At 38.3% G+C, this 23,492-nt stretch carries 18 protein-coding genes; 2 read left to right on the plus strand and 16 right to left on the minus strand.

Going from position 1 to position 23,492, the window contains the following annotated elements; translation table 11 throughout:
• Nucleotides 1-41: 41 nt before the first annotated feature.
• From LI951_RS02745 to LI951_RS02795, 11 genes are all read right to left on the minus strand, one after another.
• Nucleotides 42-905 carry a two-component system regulatory protein YycI gene (locus LI951_RS02745; RefSeq protein ID WP_202068030.1) on the minus strand — a complete coding sequence of 288 codons (864 nt, stop codon included), beginning with the start codon at nucleotides 903-905 and terminating at the stop codon, nucleotides 42-44.
• On the minus strand, nucleotides 905-2,218 hold the full coding sequence (locus LI951_RS02750) for a YycH family regulatory protein (protein ID WP_229441183.1): 1,314 nt from the start codon (nucleotides 2,216-2,218) through the stop codon (nucleotides 905-907). The genes LI951_RS02745 and LI951_RS02750 overlap by 1 nt, the downstream gene beginning before the upstream one ends.
• Nucleotides 2,215-4,047 (minus strand): cell wall metabolism sensor histidine kinase WalK, encoded by a 1,833-nt coding sequence (gene walK, locus LI951_RS02755; protein ID WP_202068029.1) that lies wholly within the window; start codon nucleotides 4,045-4,047, stop codon nucleotides 2,215-2,217. The genes LI951_RS02750 and walK overlap by 4 nt, the downstream gene beginning before the upstream one ends.
• Nucleotides 4,048-4,053: 6 nt before the next feature.
• Complete coding sequence (gene yycF / locus LI951_RS02760) at nucleotides 4,054-4,758, minus strand: response regulator YycF (RefSeq protein WP_202068028.1); 705 nt, start codon at nucleotides 4,756-4,758, stop codon at nucleotides 4,054-4,056.
• 191 nt (nucleotides 4,759-4,949) lie between these two features.
• Nucleotides 4,950-5,618 carry an MIP family channel protein gene (locus LI951_RS02765; RefSeq protein WP_202068027.1) on the minus strand — a complete coding sequence of 223 codons (669 nt, stop codon included), beginning with the start codon at nucleotides 5,616-5,618 and terminating at the stop codon, nucleotides 4,950-4,952.
• Between the two features lie 182 nt (nucleotides 5,619-5,800).
• On the minus strand, nucleotides 5,801-6,658 hold the full coding sequence (locus tag LI951_RS02770; RefSeq protein WP_202068026.1) for a DegV family protein: 858 nt from the start codon (nucleotides 6,656-6,658) through the stop codon (nucleotides 5,801-5,803).
• The gene (locus tag LI951_RS02775) at nucleotides 6,651-7,217 is read right to left on the minus strand and encodes a DUF1836 domain-containing protein (RefSeq protein WP_202068025.1); all 567 of its coding nucleotides are present in this window, start codon (nucleotides 7,215-7,217) and stop codon (nucleotides 6,651-6,653) included. Before LI951_RS02775 ends, LI951_RS02770 begins: the two co-directional genes overlap by 8 nt.
• A gap of 577 nt (nucleotides 7,218-7,794) precedes the next feature.
• The gene (locus LI951_RS02780; RefSeq protein WP_202068024.1) at nucleotides 7,795-8,436 is read right to left on the minus strand and encodes a TIGR01906 family membrane protein; all 642 of its coding nucleotides are present in this window, start codon (nucleotides 8,434-8,436) and stop codon (nucleotides 7,795-7,797) included.
• Between the two features lies 1 nt (nucleotide 8,437).
• Complete coding sequence (locus LI951_RS02785; RefSeq protein WP_202068023.1) at nucleotides 8,438-9,205, minus strand: TIGR01457 family HAD-type hydrolase; 768 nt, start codon at nucleotides 9,203-9,205, stop codon at nucleotides 8,438-8,440.
• A 5-nt stretch (nucleotides 9,206-9,210) separates the two neighbouring features.
• Nucleotides 9,211-9,861, minus strand: a complete 651-nt coding sequence (locus tag LI951_RS02790; protein WP_202068070.1) for a YutD family protein — start codon at nucleotides 9,859-9,861, stop codon at nucleotides 9,211-9,213.
• Nucleotide 9,862: 1 nt separating this feature from the next.
• Nucleotides 9,863-11,272, minus strand: coding sequence for a bifunctional metallophosphatase/5'-nucleotidase (locus tag LI951_RS02795; protein WP_229441184.1), 1,410 nt, complete (start codon nucleotides 11,270-11,272; stop codon nucleotides 9,863-9,865).
• 1,109 nt (nucleotides 11,273-12,381) lie between these two features.
• Between LI951_RS02795 and LI951_RS02800 the strand changes: the two genes are divergently transcribed.
• The gene (locus tag LI951_RS02800) at nucleotides 12,382-12,837 is read left to right on the plus strand and encodes a methylated-DNA--[protein]-cysteine S-methyltransferase (RefSeq protein ID WP_202068021.1); all 456 of its coding nucleotides are present in this window, start codon (nucleotides 12,382-12,384) and stop codon (nucleotides 12,835-12,837) included.
• Nucleotides 12,838-13,295: 458 nt separating this feature from the next.
• Here LI951_RS02800 and LI951_RS02805 read toward each other — a convergent pair whose 3' ends face one another.
• From LI951_RS02805 to LI951_RS02820, 4 genes are all read right to left on the minus strand, one after another.
• Nucleotides 13,296-13,940 (minus strand): class I SAM-dependent methyltransferase, encoded by a 645-nt coding sequence (locus tag LI951_RS02805; RefSeq protein ID WP_202068020.1) that lies wholly within the window; start codon nucleotides 13,938-13,940, stop codon nucleotides 13,296-13,298.
• A 304-nt stretch (nucleotides 13,941-14,244) separates the two neighbouring features.
• Nucleotides 14,245-16,629: a phosphoketolase gene (locus LI951_RS02810; protein WP_229441185.1), complete on the minus strand. Its 2,385-nt coding sequence runs from the start codon at nucleotides 16,627-16,629 to the stop codon at nucleotides 14,245-14,247.
• Between the two features lie 1,285 nt (nucleotides 16,630-17,914).
• A complete protein-coding gene (gene uxuA, locus LI951_RS02815) occupies nucleotides 17,915-18,991 on the minus strand; it encodes a mannonate dehydratase (RefSeq protein ID WP_229441186.1) in 1,077 nt (358 codons plus the stop codon).
• Nucleotides 18,992-19,006: 15 nt separating this feature from the next.
• On the minus strand, nucleotides 19,007-20,605 hold the full coding sequence (locus LI951_RS02820; protein ID WP_229441187.1) for a mannitol dehydrogenase family protein: 1,599 nt from the start codon (nucleotides 20,603-20,605) through the stop codon (nucleotides 19,007-19,009).
• 304 nt (nucleotides 20,606-20,909) lie between these two features.
• On the opposite strand from LI951_RS02820, the gene LI951_RS02825 reads away from it, so the two are divergent.
• The gene (locus LI951_RS02825) at nucleotides 20,910-21,581 is read left to right on the plus strand and encodes a GntR family transcriptional regulator (protein WP_229441188.1); all 672 of its coding nucleotides are present in this window, start codon (nucleotides 20,910-20,912) and stop codon (nucleotides 21,579-21,581) included.
• Between the two features lie 208 nt (nucleotides 21,582-21,789).
• Here LI951_RS02825 and LI951_RS02830 read toward each other — a convergent pair whose 3' ends face one another.
• Nucleotides 21,790-23,472 carry a ribonuclease J gene (locus LI951_RS02830; RefSeq protein WP_202068014.1) on the minus strand — a complete coding sequence of 561 codons (1,683 nt, stop codon included), beginning with the start codon at nucleotides 23,470-23,472 and terminating at the stop codon, nucleotides 21,790-21,792.
• Nucleotides 23,473-23,492 lie beyond the last annotated feature (20 nt).

Below are 23,492 nucleotides of genomic sequence, written 5' to 3' on the forward strand. Positions count from 1 at the left end.
TCCTTTAATCTTTCATGTAATCAGTATATAGTATACAACGATCAATTATCTTTTTCCACCCTGATAACCGCATTACTGGTAATAATTGTATTGCTCATGGCGTTCACCTGCTCAACCTGCAGAGTCGTTGAATTGGAAGATATCCCGATAAACCAGACAGGAACATAAACATTCTTTTCTCTGATCTTGTATATCTGCGAATAAGCCAGCTTTGAAAAAGTAATAGTTGAGTTGCTGGGGATCTTATTGTTTACGTAAAGTGTTTCTATGGCATCCTGTTCTGAATAAAGATCTGCTTTTTCTCTCAGCTCTTCCAGATTTCCAATATGAGACTGCGAATACTGTACGATTCTAAGTAAATCATCTGTCTCGCTTTTTTCAAGCGACAGGGTAATCTGAGCCGTGTCATCATGAATTGGAATACCTCCATATGATTGTGCTGCAACGAGTTCGGGAAATTCACCGTTTAAATTAGAAAACTGAGGTAAATACGTATATTCATTGCCGTATAAGACACTTTTTTCATCCCTAAGAAAGCCGGAAAACGTCTCATTAACTTCATCTGGATCAATGTAGTGATTGCTTGGATAATCAATGACGCCATTTTCAGTCACGGTAATATTTTTTAAATAGGAATAGTCATTTTTAGCTGCCTGCTGTTCCTGAATAGCCATATAAAAATTTGTCTGTTCTCCACTTAGGTAGTAACCTTCAGAGCGTTTAGTAGACAATTCCTTTTTGTGCGTAATCTGATCTTTTTTCAGACGCGTTTCCAGGCTTTCTGTTTTCTCGGAATAAGAGACGTAACTTTCATCCTGCAGACCTTCCCGATAGATACTGAATAAAAAGATATTTACCCCTAAGAAAACCAGGAAAAAAATCCATTCAATCCGCTTAAAATCCATTACTGCACCTCCAAATTCACGATTTTCTGCAGCAATTCGCGCTCCGGATACCATTGTCCACGATACAAAATATACCATTCCGGTGTTAAATCAACAACTTGGGTGATACCCTCGATTGTCTGCCAGCTATAGCCGATAATCAGCGATTCAATTCCTTCGATATCTGCACCGTAAGCAAGCAGCTCATCCAACAAATCAGAAGTGTCCTGTAAAGTAACTTCTTCTTCAGAAGGGATAGGTACCTGAATCATATCAACACTTGTATCAATGCTGATTTTATGCTGCTCAGATTCTTCTCCATCAATGGTGACTTTGACCTGCCCTTTATTATTTTCACTGAAAACAGGAAAACCTTCCACAAATGTACGGTAATTCACTTTATTATCTGAGTAATCAAAATAGCGTATATTCCCAATATTGGTTCCCAATTTTTTCATATAGCCAAAACTGTCAGCATACACATTATGATCCTCAGAAGATACCTGGAGATTTCCACTAAAATACACTGTACTCGTTTCTTCGTCAATAACCAGCTTTTCAACCCCGCTTGTATATGAAAGATCGTTACTGTCCTCATTTGTATGAACACTGTCCGGATTGGCAAAAAAAGCATTTCTGAAAAGTGTTATAGGCTGAGATGCTAAAATATAGCTGTATTTTTTAAGTTTTAGGTCGCTCATCATATAGTATTGCTTATTTGCAATTGACGAACGTTCAATAGCCTTAAAATAGTTGATTCCGTCTTTTTTCAATAAATTTTCTATCTTTTCCTGGTCAATCGAGATAAATGCTGAGTAAACATTTTTATTCTCAAAATCAAAAAAATAGATTCTTTTTCCATCAAAATCGACTTGTATACTGCTGAAATAGACTTCTTCTGCCAACGAGATATCAGTAAGATCAATCGGAAGATTATACACGGACAGATATTCACTTAGCAGGAAACGTCCTTCATAAAGAAATTCAAATCCTCTTTTATCTGAATAGTAATTTTCGTATTCTTCTTCGCTTCCGCTGCTTACCAAAGAAAGCTGGTCAATTATACTGCTGCTCAACACCTTTTGAATGGAGCTGATTAGACTTTCGCTCGTACTTACAGTTATCTCGTCATTCTCCATTCTGACAATTCTTAGAGGGAGAAAAACATCGCTGCTGGATCTTTCTTTCGTTGTAGAAGTGACCTGCCCCTCATTTTCCAAGCTATCTTCTTTAATTGAAGAACTGCTCCAAATTGAATAGCTGAAATAGAGACTTAGCAAAACCATCAGAATCAGACCGATCCGAATCAGTTTCTCAGTAATAGTCATTTTCATTCCCACCAAACCTCCTCATAAGGTTCATAAGGCAGAGAAATATAGAATGTTGATCCCTGACCTTCTCGGCTTTCAACCCAGATCGCCCCATTATGAGCCTTCATTACTTCTTTTGAGATTGCCAGTCCCAGTCCTGTACCGCCCTGTGCTCTCGCCCGCGCCTTATCCACTCGATAAAAGCGTTCAAACACTTTCGGTAAATCTTTCTTTGGAATACCAAGTCCTCTGTCTGTTACGCTGAAAATAACACTACTGTGGGTTTCCAACAGACGGCAGACAATTTCTCCGCCATCTGGAGAATATTTAATGGCATTATTCATAATATTGTCTAGTACTTGTATAATTTTATCCATATCAAGTTCAACCCAAAGATCTCTCTTGGTAAACTCACGGCGAATGACAAATTTCTTCTCGTCATTTTCAACCATCATATCAAAACGATCCAGTACAAAATTTATTAATTCATTAAAATTGACATACTCCATCTGCAATTCAGAATTTCCGGAATCCATTCTGGAAAGATTCAGAAGATCGTTAATCATGCGGATCATCCGGTCTGTCTCTTCCAATGTGACTTTCAGAAAATGCGGTGCGATTTCGGGATTTTCCCAAGCTCCTTCATTGAGCGCTTCTATATAGCTTCTCATACTTGTCAAAGGCGTACGCAGTTCATGAGAAACATTGGAAACAAACTCACGGCGTTCCTGTTCATTTTTTTCCTGCTCTGTTACATCATGCATCACACAAACAATCCCGGTAATAAAACCTGATTCTCTTCGAATCATCGCAAAATCAACCTTCAAAATCATTTGATCCTCGGGATTATCAGAGAGGGAACGGTCAATCAGTAATTCATCCGGCTCCTCTAAAAGCTTTCTCAGCGTGTATTCTCCATCAATATCCAGCAGCTCCAGCAAGGACATTCCAATCGCTTCTTCTGCCTTAACATTTAATAAAGTCGTAGCCATTTCGTTAATAGTAATGACTTTTCCTCGCCGGTCTGCTGCAATAACTCCGTCTGTCATATGCGTAAGCACACTATCCAGTCGATTTCGTTCTGACTCCATCGTTTCCTGCGCTTCTTCCACTCGTTCGCTCAACTGGTTAAAGGTTTCCGCCAGCTGTCCAAGCTCATCTTTTCCATAGATTTTTACTTTCCCGCTGTAATCGCCTCTTGCGATACGCAGCGCCTGCTCTTTCATTTCTCCAATAGGCTGAGTAATCGAACGAGAAATCAACAGTGTGACAATGACAGAGATAATTCCCGCCATCAATGATGCAGTAAAAAATATCCGGGCGATATCCGTAACTTCCTTATATTTGTTTTCAATGTTGCTTTTAACATAAACAGCCCCGATGACAGTATCGCCGGTCGGGGAATAAATTGGCTGGATATTAATATATACCCTTTTCCCGTTTTCAACTGCAGGGTATTTTTTTGCGACAAACTCATTCAGATTACGGTATTCATTTTTCTTACCAACCACTCCCTGTTGGTTTAAATCACTGGTTGCACGAACAATTCCCTTATCGTCAATCACTCTGACTTCAAGAAATTCTGAATTTGAAAAGCTGCTCAGGACTCGTTTTATATCTGTATCAACATCCGCGCTGACATTGTCGTCCTCATTATTTAGCGGATTGCTCAATGAGTTAACGAGCTGAGTCACCTGCAAATCAATATTTTTTTTGTATTCACTGATTGTCGTCGTCTCCAGTTCACGAATAAAATATCCTCCAATAATCTGTATAGCGATCAAAAGAAGGAGGATAAAGGATAACGCAATCTTGAAGTTGACTGATTGAAAAAAGTTAACCTTTTTCCTCATAGATCACTACTCCTGTTCAGGATTTCTTAGGTAATAGCCGACACCTCTTCGGGTAACCAAATATGTAGGGTGGCTCGGATTGTCTTCAATTTTTTCACGCAGTCGTCGAACCGTCACATCCACTGTTCTGACATCTCCAAAATAGTCATACCCCCAGACTGTCTGCAGCAAATGTTCTCTTGTCATTACCTGACCTATGTGTTTTGCCAGATAGAAAAGAAGTTCAAACTCTCTGTGAGTCAGCTCTATTTTTTCTCCGCGTTTTGATACCATATAGGCATCCGGATGAATGGTTAAATCGCCAATTGACAGTTCAGAAGGTGTATTGTCGTCGGCTTCCTTAACACTGGCAGCTCCACGACGCAGGTTGGCTTTAACACGAGCAACCAACTCTCTATTTGAAAATGGTTTTGTCACATAATCATCTGCTCCTAATTCAAGTCCTAGAACCTTATCGATCTCAGAATCTTTGGCAGTTACCATAATGATCGGCATATCATAGGTTTTTCTGATTTCCCGAGCAACTTCCAAACCGTCAATTTTAGGGAGCATCAGATCAAGAATCACCAAATCCGGCTCTTCTTCTTTCACTTTTTCCAATGCTTCTTCACCATCATAAGCAGTTGAAACTTCATACCCTTCTTTTACTAAATTGTATTTTACAATCTCGGAAATCGGTTTTTCATCATCTACGACTAAAATCTTTTTCATAAAGAGACACCTCTTTTTCTTTCCTACATAGTTTTGCAGTATTTTTTTCATTATACCTCATTTTTTGAAGTCTTTCATCTTTGTTCACTGATTTCGCTGTTTCTATTCACCTTTCTTAAGAAAATCAACAAAAAACAAAAATCAGAATCAGTCCTTAAAGACCGATTCTGATTAACTGTTGATTTAATTTGTTATACTTCTTCAGTATCTAAAACATATTTGGCAACCAGCGCTGCAAGCAATCCGCCGATTAGCGGTGCAACAATAAAGACCCACAGCTGAGACAATGCATCTCCGCCGGCAAAAATCGCAGGACCCAAACTTCTTGCAGGGTTTACTGATGTACCGGTTAACGGAATTCCAACCAAGTGAACCATTGTCAGTGTAAGACCAATAACGATTCCTGCAAGTTTGGCATTTCCTTTTTTAGCACTTGTGACAGTCATAATAACCAGAACAAAAATAAATGTTAAAATAATTTCAATAACTAACGCACCCATAGCTGTGAAATCACCAAAGCCGTTTTGTCCAAGATTTGAAGTGTTCAGACTTCCTGCTTCTAAAATCATCAGTAATGAGAAGGATGCCAATAGTGCACCAATCACTTGCCCAACAATATAATAGGCCAATTCCACTGTCGTGATTCGTTTATTTACCCACATTCCCAGTGATACAGCAGGATTTAAGTGAGCACCTGAAATTGTACCAATACTGTAGGCTGCTGCAATAATCGTCAGCCCAAAGGCTAATGCGATACCTGTTGTTCCGATTCCTTCCATTCCGTTTCCTAAAACAGCGGTTGCTGTTCCGAAAAATACTAAAATAAATGTTCCAATAATTTCTGCAATTGCTTTTTTCATTTTTTATTATCTCCTTTCAACAATAATGAGTTTAACATAACAATCGTCTTTTTAAAATACTTTTCATAAAATTTCCATATCAAAAAAACCGAAACAGACTGATTCAGCAGTTCCAGTTTTCATTTTATCATATTGTTAATTTAACGCAATTATTTGAACTTGCAATTGATTACATAACAAAATCAGTCCAAGATTTGAACACCGATTCCAAGGAGTCCAGGTCCGGTATGAACAACCAATGCCGGGCTGATAGTGCCAAAATAAATCTCTTCAGCTTGGGGAAAATTTTCTTTCAACTTTTGATAGAAAGTTTTGGCTTCTTCTTCTGCTTCTCCATGCGCAACAGCCAAAACAACTTTTTTGTGGTTCCCAATAAATTCTTTAATCAGACTAAGCGTTTTTTCCAGACTTTTCTTTCTGCCTCGAGCTTTTGCTACAGTATAGTAAACCCCTTCTTCATTACAGGAAATAATGGGATTCAATTTTAAGGCATTTCCCAAAATAGATGCTACCAAACCAATCCGGCCGCCCTTTTGCAGATATTCCAATGTCGCCACATTAAAATAGACAGTGGATTTTTCAACGTTTTCAGATAGACGTACTTTCATTTCTGCCCATGGCATCTCAGCTTCAACCATTTTAGCAGCCTCAATCACTTGAAGTCCGCTGCCGATCCCTATATTTTTCGTATCGAGACAGAAGGTTTCCACATCTTTAAACTCCTCACTGATCAAACGAACAATATTAAATGTTCCGCTCAAACCGCTGGAAATTGTAATCGCCAAAATTTTTTCAAAGCCGTCTGCTTTAATCTTTTCAAAAATTTTCGTAATGGTGTCTCCGTCAGGTAATGAAGTACTCGGGATTTCAACCGGCAAACGCTTATATACCTCTTCCGGGGTGATGTCCACTTTATCCGTGTATACTCGATCTTTATAAATGATTTGCAAAGGAATCACATATATTCCGTATTTTTCAATTAGTTCTTGCGGTACATCAGTACCGGAATCTACAAGTATTGCTATTTTTTGTTTATTCATCACGTTTCTCCATCTTCTCTAAATATAGTTGCTCCAATTCGATCACTTTTTCACTGAACATTTTTGTTGCAAAAGATAAGGTTGCTGCTTTTACAGCCAGAGATTCTGTAGGAATATTTTCACTAAACGACGAAACAGGTTCTTCCCCTAATGCCTGGGCAACAACAACTTTCAAGGCTTTTTCCTGTTCATTACAAAATTGATTATAAGCTTCCCTAATTCCAACTGCAGCCCCCTGAAACAAAATTCCCTGTTTAATTTCGGGAATGGTCAGAACCTGTTTCAACAACGTAATAGCAACAAGAAATGCTAAATGTTTTTGATTGTATCTCTTTTTTTCAGGTGCCGGAATCAAACCAAGCTTTACATAGTTATTAACCATTGAAGATGTCAGCAAGGTATGTTTGTCAGTAGTAATCAATGGTGACAAGTATTTTTCCACAAGAGTAATTACTTGATCCATATACAGCTCTATATCCGGCAGTTCATGCCATCTGGGTAAATGAATGCCCTTCAAATTTTTCCCCCACTGTTCCAGCGAAGCTCTTATATCGTTCAAAAAAACACACCACCTTTTTATAAAAAAATAATAACATATTTATTAAAATGATTCAATCTAGTTGTCGAAACTAGATCAACTTTAATTTCTTTTTTATAAGAGATACTATGCATAAAATAAAAAAGAGTTTAGGACAGAAATAAGGTCCAAACTCTTTTCATATCTAAACCCGAATAAACAGCGAGGTTGAGACAGAAGTGTTCTGTCTCAAGAACCAGGTAGGTATCATGCATCATCTACTCTGACGAGTCAATCGTAGTGATTTATGACAATAAGTCGGACTATACGAAAATTGTCAAGGAACACTAGTCATAAAATGACTAGCTGTGAATTGATACCTCCCTGGAGCTACTCATATTTTCAGTATAGTTCGACTTATTTCCAGAACTACTGTCTCTACGAGTCTAACGATTCTCGAGACAAAACATTACACTGTATCCGTTTTTCTGCGTCTACGGTTCTCACTTCGTTCCGATCCTCGAAGCATGGAGGGGCTTTGGAACACCGTTTATTCGGTTTTAGGGATCTCAGACATACTTTTGTCACAGTCCCGACCTCGCGTAATTTATTCAATTAATTATTTTTTTCTTAAACTTCTCCTGCCAACTAAAAAACCAGCGAACAGGGTCCCTTCCAGCAAAATAAAAAATAGAAGGAAACAGTGCATAAAGAACATTTCCGGCAGAACATTAATCACCGGATCAGTTACAGGATCAAACAGCCATGCATCATTATTAAAAAAGATTCCATGGAACTGAACAAAAAACTGATCAAAACCTACAGCCATTAACAGCAGAAAAACCACAGGAATAAATAAAGCAATCTGACAGGGACGCATTAAACGCCATAACCAGCCATTCTTTTTCAAGTACCGTAAAAAAAAGCCTGCTGGAATAATTGTCACCAGCAACACCCCGTAGTTCAGTAAAAATAGACGTTTTACTTCATAAAAATGGAAGGCTCCGCTTTCAGAAACTGGAAAATCAGACATTTTCAGTGTTGTAACAAAAGGATTATTCAGGTAGCTCATCAGCTGATCGAAATTTTCCAGCAGCTCTTTTTGGCTGATCATTGTATAATCAAGAATATTTAAGTAGTTAATGTCAAAACGATACAACGGTCGAAAATTTATTGTGATGGCAATGCACAAGGAAATGACTGCCAAAAAAAGACAGGTAAATCCCAGATATTCTATAATTGCTCCTTTGCGTTTTGTCATGCTACAGTTCCCAATCATCCAATGAGTTAAGAGTATAAGTCGCTGCAGTCGGCAAGTTTGGCACCTCTTCTTTCTGAGTAAAACCAGACAAAACCAGCAATGTATCAATACCGTTTTGAATACCGGACTGTATATCCGTTTCATAATTGTCGCCAACCATTAACACATCTGTTTTCTCCAAGCCCATAAGTTTAACTGCCTCGTTCATAATCACAGAATTCGGTTTGCCGATTATAACAGGCTCTTTCTGCACAGCTGACTGTACCAAAGCAATCATCGAGCCGGCTCCGGGAAGAAGGCCTCTTTCCGTTGGAATATTTTTATCGGGATTTGTACCTATAAAAACGGCACCTCTGCGAATAGCCAGTGTCGCTTTCACAAATTTTTCATAGGTAATTCCTGTATCCAGTCCTACAATTACATAATCAGGACTCTCTTCCTCCCAAACAAATCCTGCAGCCAGAATCAAGTCAACTAAACCCGATTCGCCAATCACATAAACCTTTTTCCCCTGATTCATTTCTTTCATATAATCAATCGTTGCCAGAGATGCGGTGTAAACAACAGAAGCCGGAACGTGCAAATCAAATTCTTTTTCCAGCCTGTTTGCAACTGCCTCAGGCGTTTTTGTTGTGTTATTTGTTACAAAGAGAAAGGGCTGATTCGTTTTCTGAAGCCTTTCAACAAAACGTTTTCCTGCCGGTATAATTTCCTTACCCAGATAGATCGTTCCATCTAAATCAATCAAATAGCCCTTGTAATTTCCCACTGTTTCTACTCCTCACGTTGGCGAATCGTAAATGATCGATTATTGTTCGCCTCTTTTTTCTCCGGTTTCTTTTCAGCAGCCTGCTGATTTGCCCCAGTATTTTCTTTTCTATTACGAATAACTGGTTTATTTTTCTTAAAATCTTTTTGATTTTTTGCAGGTCCTTTCTTTTCTTCTGTATGAGCCTGATTATTATTTCGATAGTTGCTTCGTTTATTATTTCGCTTTCTTTTAAGTCCCTGTTTTTCCCGCTTTCCACCTATTCGCTCAAGTACAAAATAAGCACAGCCGAAATTACAGAATTCATAAAGATAATCTTCCAAACTGTCAATCCGCTGATCAGGAGAAGCCTTTCGATTGCCTGCTTCAAAAAAGCCTTTCAATCTAAGCTGATCATATCCCCAATCCCCTACGATGAAATCGTATCTGGATAAAATATCACTGAAACGTTCACCTATTTTCTCTGCATCAAAAGCATCCCGATGATTTTTCACCAGCATGTACTGACGATCTCCAATCATAATCTGGCTTTCATCTACAGCAGTTACTACTTCACCTCGCTGTTTGGTTTTAGCAGGTTCTTCATTTATCTCTTCAATCACAGCAGCAATTTCTGCAGTTAATTCATTCTTTTCTTCAGTTTTCTCCGTCACAATCTCACCACCTGTCGTTTATTATACCTTGTTTTTTATTGATTGGATAGTGGCGTCTCAAATAGTCTCCTAAAACATTTCGAATAAACTCCGGGAATAAAAATTCTGCCTCGCCAACAATTTCTATTGTTGGAAAAAAAGGAATAAATAAAAAATGATCTACCGTAGTCAGTGTATATTTTCGATCTTTTTGAATCCTTTCCCCATTCCATAAAACGTTCTTTGTCTCTTTGTCATAGAAGATACCGTCATAGCAAAGCTCTCCAAATATTTTCCCTCGGAAACCCATTCCCATAATCGGAAACTTCCTCAGATACTGCCTGTTTTTTTCCATCTCTCTTACTAGACGAATCATATCCTCCCCAACCAATGTTACCCGAATCAAATGCATGGGATGAGGCAAAATTCGATGAAGATCATCTTCCGTAACGACTCCTTTTGAAAGCTCATCTAAGAACAGTCCTGTATTTAAAACAGCAGCCTCTGTCCTACCTCTCTTTTTTACTGCGTCAAGGGTCTTAAAGATAACAGGATATCTATCATCCAGTTCATTAGACAGCTCATAAGGCAGTTCAGCAACTGATTTCCTTTTTAACAACTCATGCCCCTGCTCCATATACCCGATTATCTCTTCTTCGTCTTTTGGAAAAAAAGGCAGTTCATCAGTTGGATGAGCTTCTGCAGTTGTTTTAAAAATTTTTCCATCTTCCAAAAATACGTGAACCTCACCAACATACTGTCCGAATTTTCCGGCAGCAGCTAACTGAGTACGGTTGATTTTTTCACCATATCTAAACAAATGATGGGTATGTGAGCCCAGCAGAACATCAATTTCTGGATAATTTGTGGCAATTTTTATATCATTGTCTATTCCCAAATGACTGAGTAAAATCAGCAAATCACATTTTGGTCTGACTTCTTGAACCAACTCTGGAAGAACCTCATCAACCCGACGAATATCCCAGCCATTCGGCTTATATGTCAAAGGAAAAGGCGCAGTTAATGCAATCAAGCCGATCTTTGTATGAGACGGAGTTTCAATGATTTTATAGGGTTCAGCCCATTCAGGTCGTTCACCTGTATCCGGATCAAACAAATTACCCAAAAGAACATCAAAATTCGCTTCGTTATATAAATTATTTAATTGACGCTTGGAGTTTCCCACACCTTCATTATTTCCGATGGTTGCTCCATCGTAGTGAATCGTATTCATCAAATCAATATTAGCCTGACCATCTGTTGCCTCAGTCAAAGGATGCCAACGGTCTACAAAATCTCCCAGATCAACTGTTACTGTTGTTTGACTGACTTCGGTGTTTTCTGCCTTTTTCTCCAAAAGAAATCTCCTGATTTTCGGCCAGTTTTCAAAATGAGAATGCAGATCATTAGTATGCAGTATAATAATTTCTTCCATACATTCCCTCCTTGTCTATTAAAAATAATTTTGCCTAAAATCTCCATATCCTTGATAGGCAAGGATTCACAACCTGTTTTTATTCTCTTCCCTTGCAACAATCTAATTATGTTATCTTAGGTGTCTAAGCAAACACTTTATATTGAGCAGCATTGAGCTGCAATGGTTGCAGATTTCTCTACTGCTCTCAGTATCGTCAGAATGCTCAATGATGGAGGCCCCTTGTCAAGTGCTCCAGGTATTTAATCGATCAGTTTTTCATAGCTTCTTTTGAGTTGCCATATTAAAATTACTCAACTATTCCTTTTTATACAATTGTTATTCTGAATTGAATTAAACACTGTAGATTAGTATTTCCCCCACCTGATTCCTTCTTACATACTATTTCTGAGAGGCTTTAGCCGCCATTCTCTCATAGCGTCTGTTCACTAATTATAGTAACATACTTCAAAAACATCCGTCTTTCTAACATGTTAAGTAAATTTAGCCGCTCAGGTTCCCAACAGCTAAAAGACTATCTATATTTGATACATACATGTAGTCAAAAATCTTCACTATAAACTGATTTTCCTTTTAGACAATTCTAATAAATCCTAGAAATAGAAAAAGACATAACTGTCGTTTGTTTCTTCTTACAGCAGCTCATCCTCAGCTGCTGTTTTCAAGTTCTGAAAATTTCCCCACTCTTTGCCGGAATCAGTAAAATATATTTGGCTTGTACTTCTATATAATCAACCTTAAAAAACAAATATAAAGAAATATAATCCTTATATAAAAAAACAATTATTCATATAAAAAATAAGGATATATCCACAAAAAACTTATTTTATTTGGAAACCCTTAATAATACTTTTTAAGCAAATGACAAAGGACATGATGAATGATAACTAGGCATTTTACGATATATCTTGATGCGAAGCTGAAATATACTCAAGCAGCTTTATAGAAAGCACTGACCAAGGACTTACCCTCTTGTTTCAACTGTTTTTAGACAGGTTAACAGCCGAGACACCTATTTTACTTTAAATTAGTATACTGCTCTCTCCTAGTATATTACACTTTAATTTTAGGGTATAATGAAAAAAACGAAAGTTTCAGAGGATCAGATAATGGAAATAATTACACCAATAGGGCCTATTTGGCTAAATGCAAATGAACAAGGATTGACTGAGGTTTCCTTTTTCCAAATAGCAGATCATCAGACAAATTGCTGGACAGAACAGGCTGCACTGGAATTAGACACTTATTTTTCAGGAAAATTAAAAGAGTTCACCACTCCTCTATTATTTGAAAAGGGAACAGTTTTTCAAAAAAAAGTCTGGGATGCTCTTCTCAATATTCCTTATGGGGAAACCCGCTCTTATCTGGATATTGCCAAAGCAGTAAATTCAGAAAAAGCAGTTCGAGCCATTGGACAGGCCAATCGGAACAATCCATTCCCTATCATTGTTCCCTGCCATCGTGTGATTGGAAAAAATGGGAAGCTGACAGGCTATCTGGGCAAAACAAATGATGAAGGACTCTCAATAAAGTCATATCTCCTTGAGTTGGAAAATGCTCTGTAACGAATAATCGATCCAATAATTAAGAGGGTAACAGAAGGGTTTTTCCGCCAAAACCAAGTAGATACTATGCATCATCTGCTTCTGTGATTACTTGAAGCACAAAAGGACTTGCTGCATACTGAGAATAAGGCTGCTTTGACGATCTCATGAATATGCAGACATTCGCTCTTAAATAGGAAATAGCTAATCGAAGAGGCATATAAAGACTGGAATACCGTTTATTCGGTTTTAAGAGACTATAACTTATACCATTCACAGTCTCAACCAATCAAATTGGAAAATTGCAGAAACATCTCTCAGTTTCAGCTGCTGTTCTTTTACCAGCAACTGAAACACAATTATTTTCAAAAAATAAAAACAAGCCCTGACACAAGAAATAGCTTCCTAAAGTTATAGGGCTATACAATGGGCGTACTCTCTCTTTGAGCAGCAACTTTAGCCAGTCTACATCCAATTTTCTATTTTTTTAATAACCACAAATCAATAGATAGGATTTGAGCAATTTTTTCTACTTTTACAAAACCTGCACTGCTTGCAAATTCTTCTATTTTTCTTGGCGTAACACTTTGCATTACTTCTTCCTGATTCAAAAAGGTTCGCATTACCTCCTCTTTGTTTGCACCATTTTTGATTGCATACTCTTTCCACCATTCCAAATGTTGATTAGAAAAAGCACTAACAATACAAATTCCCTTATGATCTAAAAGACGATATAGTTTATATAGGAAAGCTTCCTTATCCTCTATAAAGTGGATAACAAGTAACGATAAAACAAGCTGAAAACACTGCTCCGTCTGGTATTCTTCAAAAGCCTGATTTTTATAGATCAAACGTTCATTTTTAGGCAGCGATCGCTTCACTCTTTCCAACATCTCCTTGCTGGGATCAACAAATGTATAACTAGCTGTCGGATACTGCTTCAATAGCATGCCGCTTTCAATCTCTCCACCACCCACAAGCAGGATATTATCAACCTTTTTTTGAGCTTCCACAGGTAAGACACCTTTGAAAATCAAGTCAAACATTAGAAAATATCCGGGCAACTTCAATGCGATATCCTCTGTATAATAAGCGGCATAATTCTCTTTTTCAAAGTCTTTCACACGAATACCTCCATCAGAACGAATACCATTATTATTTCATTGCAAGTATGAAAGGTCAATGAATACCCTTGTTTATAAGTTGTGGACTATCAATAATAAGATTATAAACCGACAAATTACTTGTTTAAACGGTTCAGAAATTTCATATTATTAATGGTTGCCTTTTTTCTATTCACTTTAGTCATTAAATTAACTAAAGTCATTAAAAAATTGGCGGCATGGGTTCGGTTTAAGTCCGAATTCATGCCAGCCAATAAAACTTATTTTGCTTACTGCTTTTAAAGTTCCTATTACTCTATCTTTTTTAGCTGAAGTTACATTCTTTTACTTTCAGCATTTCCCATTTCCAATTAGTAACTTCTGGAATATCCGTTCCATTTTGTCTAATGAAATCATGATGGAACTGGATTGTTTCATCCATTTTTTTCGAGAATGCTGCTGCTTTATCACCATATACAGCATTGGCCGCATCTTGAGCCAAATGGAAGCGATCCAATTCACTAAAGACCCGCATATCGAACGGCGTAGTGATATCCCCATTTTCACGATATCCATGAACTAACAAATTATGATTGTGACGTTTGAAGAACATATCTCGAATCATTCCTTCATAACCATGGAATGCAAAAAGTACTGGTTTGTCTGCTGTAAACAATGTATCGAATTCTTCATCTGATAGCCCGCGAGGGTCAACTTCTGGATGACGAAGTTTCAAAATATCCACAACATTGATAAATCGAATCTTCATATCAGGAAATTGCTTATTCAAAATACTTATTGCAGCTAATGCTTCCAAATTAGGTTCCGTCCCAGCTGCAGCGACTACCAGATCTGGCTCTTCTATACCAGTTGTACTTGCCCAGTCAATCACCTTAAAACCTTTTTCCACCAGTTCCTCTGCTTCTTCTACAGAGTAGAACTGCGGTCGTGGATGTTTACTGGAGACAATTAGATTGATGACTTGTTTTTCCTGCATCGCTTTATCCATCACTGCCATCAAACTGTTGGCATCTGCCGGTAGATATTCACGAATAAATTCTGGTTTTTTCTCAGCCAAGTGGGTCAACACACCAGGATCTTGGTGGGTATAGCCATTGTGATCTTGTTGGAAAACAGTTGAAGTTGCAATCAAATTCAAGGATGGATATTGCTTACGCCATGCATGGGCACTGGCTTTTCGCATCCATTTAAAATGCTGTGTCATCATGGAATCAACAACACGCAGAAATGATTCATAGCTGGCAAAGAAGCCATGACGTCCAGTCAACACATACCCCTCCAACAATCCTTCTGCCTGATGTTCAGATAGTTGACCATCAATCACTCGTCCAACAGAAGACTGCCATTCATCGCTGCTGTCTTTTAGTTCCAGCCATTGTCGATTCGTTACTTCAAAGACTTTGTTCAATCGATTGGATTTGGTTTCATCTGGTCCAAAAATACGGAAGTTTGTTGGGTTTTCAGTAATCATATCTCGTGCCTGTTCACCAAAGACAATCATATCTTGTGCTATCACAGCACCTGGTGTAGAAGTATCAACAGCATAACGTTTCCAATCCGGCATGTTCATCGGCTTTGGATCGATTCCGCCGTTTGTGATCGGATTTGTCGCCATCCGTTTATCTCCTTTTGGAGCCATTTCTTTTAGCTCATCAATGATTTTTCCATTTTCATCAAATAATTCTTCTGGACGATAGGAGTTCAACCAGTTTACCAATTGATCAATATGCTCCATGTGTTCGGAATCAACAGGAATTGGCACCTGATGGGCACGAAAAGTCCCTTCTATCTGCTCATCATCCCATGTTTTCGGACCAGTCCAGCCTTTTGGTGTCCGGAAAATGATAACTGGCCATTGGGGCATTACGGCATCTTCAGCTTTTCCTTTCCGAGCTTCTGATTGAATCGCTTTGATTTCTTCAATTACTTTATCTAGTGTCTCCGCCATTATAGGATGAACTAAAGTTGGATCTGTTCCCTCAACAAAATAAGGTTTCCAGCCCAGACCTTCAAAGTATTTAGTTAAGTCTTCATTGCTTTTACGAGCAAGAATCGTTGGATTAGAGATTTTTCCGCCATTCAAATAGACAATTGGCAGAACTGCCCCATCATTGACCGGATTAATAAAAACATTAGAAAACCAGCTGGCTGCTAATGGACCCGTTTCAGCCTCACCGTCACCGATAACTGTAGCCGCAATTACTTCCGGATTATCCAAAACCGCACCAGTTGCATGTGCCAGCGAATAGCCTAACTCCCCACCCTCATGAATAGAGCCTGGTGTTTCTGGTGCCGCATGCGAAGCAATACCTCCTGGGAATGAAAAGATCTTGCATAATTTCTTTAATCCAGCTTCATCCTGAGTGTACTCGGGATAAATTTCTGTATAGCTGCCATCGATATACGAGTTTGACACCATGACTTGTCCGCCATGACCAGGACCTTCAATATAAAACATGTTTAAATCAAATTTATTGATAGCACGATTTAAATGCGCATAAAGAAAATTTTGTCCAGAAATTGTTCCCCAGTGACCAATTGGATGGGTTTTCACATCTTCTTTTTGAACAGGTCGGCGTAATAAAGGATTGTCCTTCAAATACATTTGAGCCACAGAGATATAATCTGCAGCACGCCAGCAGGCATCGACCTTCTCTAAGTATTCTTTCGTATCAAATTTGGTTTCCATACATAAAACTCCTTTATTTATTATTTAAGAGACTAGCTCTTTAATACCAGTAATCGTTCCTATTAAAAAATGTGGGATGAGCAATGATGCCCTATTCTCCAACATATTTAAAATGGGAATTATGGACCTCCAATCAACCAACACGTATAAAAATCTGACCTTCTATATTGGCTGTTTTTATTTGTACCTTTTTCAATTAGCTGACCGAGGTCAGGTTAAACAAGATTCATTCCTCTGATCAATCAGCTGTAATGATGATAACCAATTTCAAGCTAAAAGTACTGATAAATTCATGCCAGTACAGAAGCATTTTACTGAGTAAATTACTTCTGATTCTCTTTGCAGCTATTCAGATCATTAGTTAAACAATTCACAAACCTCTGCTTTAAAAAATATATCCGAACCATTTCGCTCTATTTTTCGAAAGTACACTAAAAGAGACTAAAAAAACAAAGAGCCCCCTCAAATATTGACACCCTAAAAACAACTGTTTACAAGAATCTTATCAGGATGTATCTGAAACGTATTGTGACATCCGAATTCTTCAGGAATTTTGAGAGAAATCCAACAATGAAATATCGAGAATGGGACAGAAATAAAGTTCCAAGCTCTCTTCGTATCTACCCTCGAATAAACAGCGGTACAAAAGCAAAAATTCTTTTTGCGATGAGTACCCGCAGGAGCAGCTCCTTCGGAAATAAGACGAACTATCCTGAAAATATAAGGAGCTCCAGTTCCTTCATCGAGTAGGTAACAGGACTTCATCTATTCTGCTAAAGCAATCCTAGTGAAGCCTGTCAACTCTCGTATGTTTCATACGCAGAAGTTGAGATGATCGAAGCGCAGCGGAGTGTATCCATTCTCAGCTATTCATTTTATGACTAGTGTTCCTTGACTATTTTCGGATATTCCTTCTTAATTCTCAGAGCTGATTGCTTTTGACCCGACCTCACGTAGTTATGATAATGAGTTGCCGATTCCTCTATCTCTAACTGGAATGGCAGCATATGACTTATACGAAGAATGGAAGCCCCTTCCTTTTTCAAATGGTGTTTGTTCCTTTCTATTCCTTCGAAACGATTCGCCGCAAGGTCTTCCAACACATCCTAATCACTAAAGTTAAGTTGCAAAAATCAAACAGCAGGCTCATAAGGAACAGCGTGCAGCGGGAAATCCCAGCCAAGCTCAGTAAATTCCAAAATTTCCCATCCCAACACCATTTTCTACGTATAGTCAATGCCAGTAAATCAACTATTTAAAAATATTTTTTTATCATTTCTCACGATTATTGGTGCAAGCGTTGTGCCATATCCCAATTCCCCGCCAAATACATGGCACCCATCGCACGGTCATACAGACCATAGCCTGGTCGTACATTTGTTGAATTTTCGCCAAAGATATGCCGCCCATGATCGGGACGGATATATCCGTCAAAGTTATACTTTGCCAAAACATTCATGACACCAGTGATATCAACAGTCCCATCTGATGTCCGATGAGATACTTCAGAGAAGTCACCATTTGGATATACAAAGACATTCCGTACGTGCATAAAGTGTGTGCGATCAATAAACTCATCCAGCATAGTCACAACCTCATTATTTGGATCTGAACCTAATGAACCAGTGCAAAAAGTCAATCCATTGTATGGACTTGGATTAACAGCCAATAATTTTCTAATATTATCTCGTGTATTCACCAAACGCGGCAAGCCAAAGATAGAAAACGGCGGATCATCCGGATGGATCGCCATCTTAATGTCGTATTCCTCACATGTCGGAATGATCGCATCCATAAAGTATTTGAAATTTTCTCGTAATTTATCATCGGTAAACCCATCGTAAGCTGCAAATAAATCTTTGATATGTGCCAAACGCTCCGGCTCCCAACCTGGTAAAGTCAGACCGTTACTTTCTTTCTCCATCATATTGACCAGTTCCTGCGGGTCCAGCGACATAATTTTTTCTTTTTCAAAAAACAATGAAGTTGAGCCATCAGGCAGCGGATGGAACATATCTGTCCGAGTCCAATCAAAGATAGGCATAAAGTTATAGCAAACAACCTTAACACCGTTCTTCCCTAAATTTTTCAAACATTCTTTGTACGTTTCGATATACGCATCACGCGCCGGCAAGCCTAACTTGATCGCATCATGAATATTGACAGACTCCACGATCGTCGCCTTCAGGCCATGAGATTCAATATAAGCGATTTCATCTTTGATCTCTTCTTCTGACCACACTACTCCAGCCTGCTTATCATGTAACGCCCACACAATCTCCTCCATAGCTGGAATCTGACGGACGTAATCCAATGAAATCGGATCATTGTTTCGACCATACCATCTAAATGATAGCTTCATATTCATTTGCTCCTTTTATTTGATCGTTTGAATTGTTTCTCGTATCGCTCCCGGTGCCGTTGACATTTTATTAAAAAAGGTCAAAACTTTTTCGGCCAAACCGATCTTCACTAAATCAACACCGAATATCTTGCTATTAGAAAGCACTGCATATACCTTTCTATCCGCTTGCTCTTTTCCTAACTCAAAGTCAGCAAACATTGGCTGGAGCGTGTCCAGCAATGGATCTGAAGAGACATCGAACCTTTCCCCTTGATCATCAATACCTGTCAAATAGCGCAACCACCCAGCAAAAACCAAAGGAATAACCTGCAGCTCTTGAACATCCAGCACATCAGAGTTTAAATAAGACTTGATCGTCTCACCAAAACGAACAGACAGCTTTTGAGAGGTATCTGATGCAATCCGCTGTGGTGTGTCTGGGATAAAGGGATTGGGAAGTCGTTTTTCAACAACTTCATCAATAAATTGTTTGGGATTAATAATGCCGGGGTTTATTACCACTGGCAACCCCTCTCTGTAGCCAAGGATTTTTATCAATTTCACCAAATCCTCATCATTCATTTCTTCATAAATGGATGTGTAATCCAGCAGACAACCAAAAATCGCAAGACAAGTATGCAACGGATTCAAGCAAGTCGTCACCTTCATCGTTTCTACTTTGTTTACAGTATCTCTATCCGTAAAAATGATACCGGTTTTGTCTAAATGAGGTCTGCCATTTGGAAATTCGTCTTCTATGATCAAATACTCTGTTTCTTCTCCATTGACATAGGGTGCTGCAAAGGTATTTTTTAATGTTTTAGATGGAAACATTTTTTCTAATCCGTCTTCTTCCAATACGGCTTGCACTGCAGCATCCGGTCGTGGTGTAATTTTGTCAATCATAGACCAGGGAAATGTTACGTTGCTGCTGCCTTCAACATATGTTTTAAATGTCGCTGGAACCAATCCTTTTTCCACCCAAGCATCCACATAAGCCGATACTGAAGCTTGCAGTTTTTCACCATTATGGGACATATTATCCATTGAAACGAGCGCTATCGGTAATTCACCTGCTTGAAAACGCTCATATAACAAGGCAACTAATTTCCCTAAGTAACTGACTGGTTTCGTCGGACCGTTATCAAAATCAGTTTGTACTGCTGAAATGAGATTACCTAAACCATCCACCAAGCTGTATCCTTTTTCTGTAATTGTCATTGAAACCATTTCAAGAGAAGATTTTCTGAATATTTCTTTTAACGTATCAAAATCAGCAGAATCTGTATCCATTTTTAAATAATCAGAGACACTAGCCAAAATCTCCTTTTCAACTTGCCCGTTCTCTTTCAGAGTCACATTAATCGTTAAATTGTCATAGCTGGATAAAATATCCACGATTTCATCATCATAACCTTCCGCTACGATGATTCCAGTATCAGTCACTCCTTCATTCAACAGGTGTTGATGATGAGCTGCTAAAAAGGCACGGAAAATGTTTCCGGCCCCTAAGTGTACCCATTTAGGCGCTGCTTTGGTTTTGGCAGCCATTACTTTTACATCATATTGAGGCATCTGATACCCGGCAGCAATCAATTCCTTGTTGGTCAGACTCGCTTTGTTCAATTTCACCTTTCCTACCTCCTTGTAGTTTTTCCATGTTCTAAAAGACTGTTCAACTAACTGACGTGATAGAAACCGCCCATATAAAATAAGAAATTTTCCTTAATAAACATAAATTCTGCTTTATAAATAAATAGAAATACTTGCAACACTCAAACTGATATATTAGTATCTTACTATAAAATATCTAACTTATCAACCGATCGCCTTCTTTAATAAAAAAATAAATTTGCAACTTCGTATTTCTTTTGACATTATTTACGGTAAAATGAGATAGAATGATTTTCAATTAATCTAAAAATGAGGTAATTTCATGGAAAAAGCCAATAGCCAAACCCGTGCATACGAACTGATTAAAGAGATGGTAATGAAAGCTGAGCTGAAACCCGGAAAAAAAATCTCGAAAAATGCTTTAGTAAAAAGCATCGGTATCGGCGATACACCTGTTCGAGAAGCAATTCTCCGTTTACAAAAAGAAGGGCTTTTTGTGATCATTCCTCAAAGCGGAACCTATGTCTCACACATTGACTTGCAAGAAGTATCTGAAGCCCGGTTTGTGAGAGAAAACATAGAAACGACTGTCATGGAAGAAGTAGCAGCCGTCATAACGCCTGAACAAATCGAGCAGCTGGAACAAATGTTGAAAATTCAGCAAGTTTATTTTGAATCAAAAAATGTAGACCAGTATTTTCATTTAGATGAAGAGTTCCATCGTTTCTTTTATCAAATTACTAATAAAAATTTTGTATGGCAGTGGTTACAAATGTTGAATGGGGCATTAAATCGTTATCGTTTTTTACGTCTGGAGGTTAAAGACTTGAGTTGGGATAATATTTTGGAGGAGCATCAGCAAATTCTGGAATTGATTAAAAGAAAAGACAAGGTACAATTGCGCAAAACTGTAGAAGCCCATATCCATAAAGTCAATGATGATGCTGCAGCTGTAATCCAGGCTTTTCCTGACTATTTTGTCAGAAACCTCTAAGTTCCAAACGGCAGACCCAAACACCTACGAGAGCGCTCTTCCGCTTTGATTAGCTGCCTATGAAAAAATGTAGAAATAAACTAAAAAAGAAGATGGGTACAAAAATATGGCTGCGTGTTTGAGAGATACTTGCAAATTTACTTAGAAAAAATAAAAAAACAAGCCAAATGTTCGAGAATACTTCCTCACATTTGGCTCATTTCTATTCTTAATTATTTGCTTTTTTTCGTTGTGAAGCTTCCATAATAACAGGAAGAATAACTGGTCTGCGTTTTGTCTGTTCAAATAGATAGCGACTCAGCTGTTCGCGAATATCCTGTTTCAGCTTGCTCCATTCAAAGTCTTTACTATCAAGATGCTTTTCAACGATTTCTGTCACAATATTTCCGCTTTCCTGTATTAAATCCTTGCTGGTCTTCACATAAACAAACCCTCTGGACGTTATTTTTGCAGGAGAAACAATTTTCTTCTCACGACGATTAATGGTTACAACGACAACAAAGATTCCATCTTCTGAAAGGATGCGGCGATCTCTTAACACAATATTTCCGATATCTCCAACTCCCAGTCCGTCAATCATAATGTTGTCAGCAGTTGTTGATCCTGAAGCAGACATTTTTTTCTTCGCATACTCAAGAATATCCCCTCGTCCGGTAATAAAAATATTTTTATAAGGAATACCGATTTCATGCGCTAAATCTGCATGTGCAGCAAGCTGTCTGTACTCACCTTGAACCGGAATAAAGAATTTAGGTTTCATCAAGTTCAGCATCAACTGTAAATCATTTGAATTGCCGTGGCCGGAAACTCTCAGATTATCAGAAATCTGTTTTACAATTCCGCCAGCCCGATAAATAATATCTTCCGTCTTGGCTACCATTGTTTCCATCGCTGTAGTAGGAGTTGTTGTAATATAAACAAGATCTCCTTCTTTAATGTTAATTGAACGATGTGTGCCATTTGCCATCTTTTGAAGTGATTTTATAGGCTCGCCCATACGACCGGTTTCCAAAATCAGCAGCTCATCGTCAGAGTACTTTTTCATTTCTTTCAATGTGATAATCAGCTCATCACTTGGCAGCTTCACTTTATTCAAACGCATTGCAGTTCGAATGATCTTTTCTAAATCGATCCCAGTTAAAACCACTTTTCGGTTAGAACGATAAGCAGCATCCAAAACCTGTTGTACACGTTTCAAGTTACTGGCAACTGAAGCAACGATAATTCGACCTTCCCAGTAACGAATCGTATCGTACACTTCTTCTGCAACCTGCAGCTCAGAAGCAACCGGACTGGCATTTTCAGCATTAGATGAATCACTCAGCAATGCTAAAACACCCTCCTTACCAATTTCCGCCAATCTGCTGAAATCAGATTGATACATCGGTTCAGCTGTCTGATCAAATTTAAAATCTCCCGTGTAAACAATATTTCCTTCAGACGTTTTCACATTGATTCCGATAGAATCGGGAATCGTATGCGTCGTTTTGAAGAAGCTGATTGTCGCATGAGCAAAATCAATTTCAGTATCAGGATCAACAATATGAAAATCCTTGAAATCTTTTGATGAAGGATGATCTCCCACACTTAATTTTGCTAATTCCACAGTCAATTCTGTACCGAATACTGGTACCTGAACTTTTGATAAAAGGTATGGCAATGCACCGATTGCATCTGCGTGTCCATGAGTCAGGAACACACCTGAAACTCGCTCAATGTTTTCTTCCAAATAAGTAAAATCCGGAATAACCACATCAATTCCCAAAAGTTCATTTTCTGGATATTTCAATCCACAATCCAGCACAAAAATTTCATCTTCCACTTCAGCGATATACATGTTTTTTCCATTTTCGCGTACGCCGCCCAGCGGAATGATTCTTATTGTACTCACTCTTTTCACCTCTCTATTTC

It is taken from the genome of Enterococcus sp. BWT-B8, assembly GCF_020567625.1.
In the GTDB taxonomy this organism is placed as follows: Bacteria; Bacillota; Bacilli; order Lactobacillales; family Enterococcaceae; genus Enterococcus_L.

What these genes read in the sequence shown, in the direction of transcription:
- LI951_RS02745 (WP_202068030.1), bottom strand. Translation starts at nt 905, where the DNA reads ATGGATTTTAAGCGGATTGAATGGATTTTTTTCCTGGTTTTCTTAGGG.
- LI951_RS02750 (WP_229441183.1), bottom strand. Translation starts at nt 2,218, where the DNA reads ATGAAAATGACTATTACTGAGAAACTGATTCGGATCGGTCTGATTCTG.
- walK (WP_202068029.1), bottom strand. Translation starts at nt 4,047, where the DNA reads ATGAGGAAAAAGGTTAACTTTTTTCAATCAGTCAACTTCAAGATTGCG.
- yycF (WP_202068028.1), bottom strand. Translation starts at nt 4,758, where the DNA reads ATGAAAAAGATTTTAGTCGTAGATGATGAAAAACCGATTTCCGAGATT.
- LI951_RS02765 (WP_202068027.1), bottom strand. Translation starts at nt 5,618, where the DNA reads ATGAAAAAAGCAATTGCAGAAATTATTGGAACATTTATTTTAGTATTT.
- LI951_RS02770 (WP_202068026.1), bottom strand. Translation starts at nt 6,658, where the DNA reads ATGAATAAACAAAAAATAGCAATACTTGTAGATTCCGGTACTGATGTA.
- LI951_RS02780 (WP_202068024.1), bottom strand. Translation starts at nt 8,436, where the DNA reads ATGACAAAACGCAAAGGAGCAATTATAGAATATCTGGGATTTACCTGT.
- LI951_RS02795 (WP_229441184.1), bottom strand. Translation starts at nt 11,272, where the DNA reads ATGGAAGAAATTATTATACTGCATACTAATGATCTGCATTCTCATTTT.
- LI951_RS02800 (WP_202068021.1), top strand. Translation starts at nt 12,382, where the DNA reads ATGGAAATAATTACACCAATAGGGCCTATTTGGCTAAATGCAAATGAA.
- LI951_RS02810 (WP_229441185.1), bottom strand. Translation starts at nt 16,629, where the DNA reads ATGGAAACCAAATTTGATACGAAAGAATACTTAGAGAAGGTCGATGCC.
- uxuA (WP_229441186.1), bottom strand. Translation starts at nt 18,991, where the DNA reads ATGAAGCTATCATTTAGATGGTATGGTCGAAACAATGATCCGATTTCA.
- LI951_RS02825 (WP_229441188.1), top strand. Translation starts at nt 20,910, where the DNA reads ATGGAAAAAGCCAATAGCCAAACCCGTGCATACGAACTGATTAAAGAG.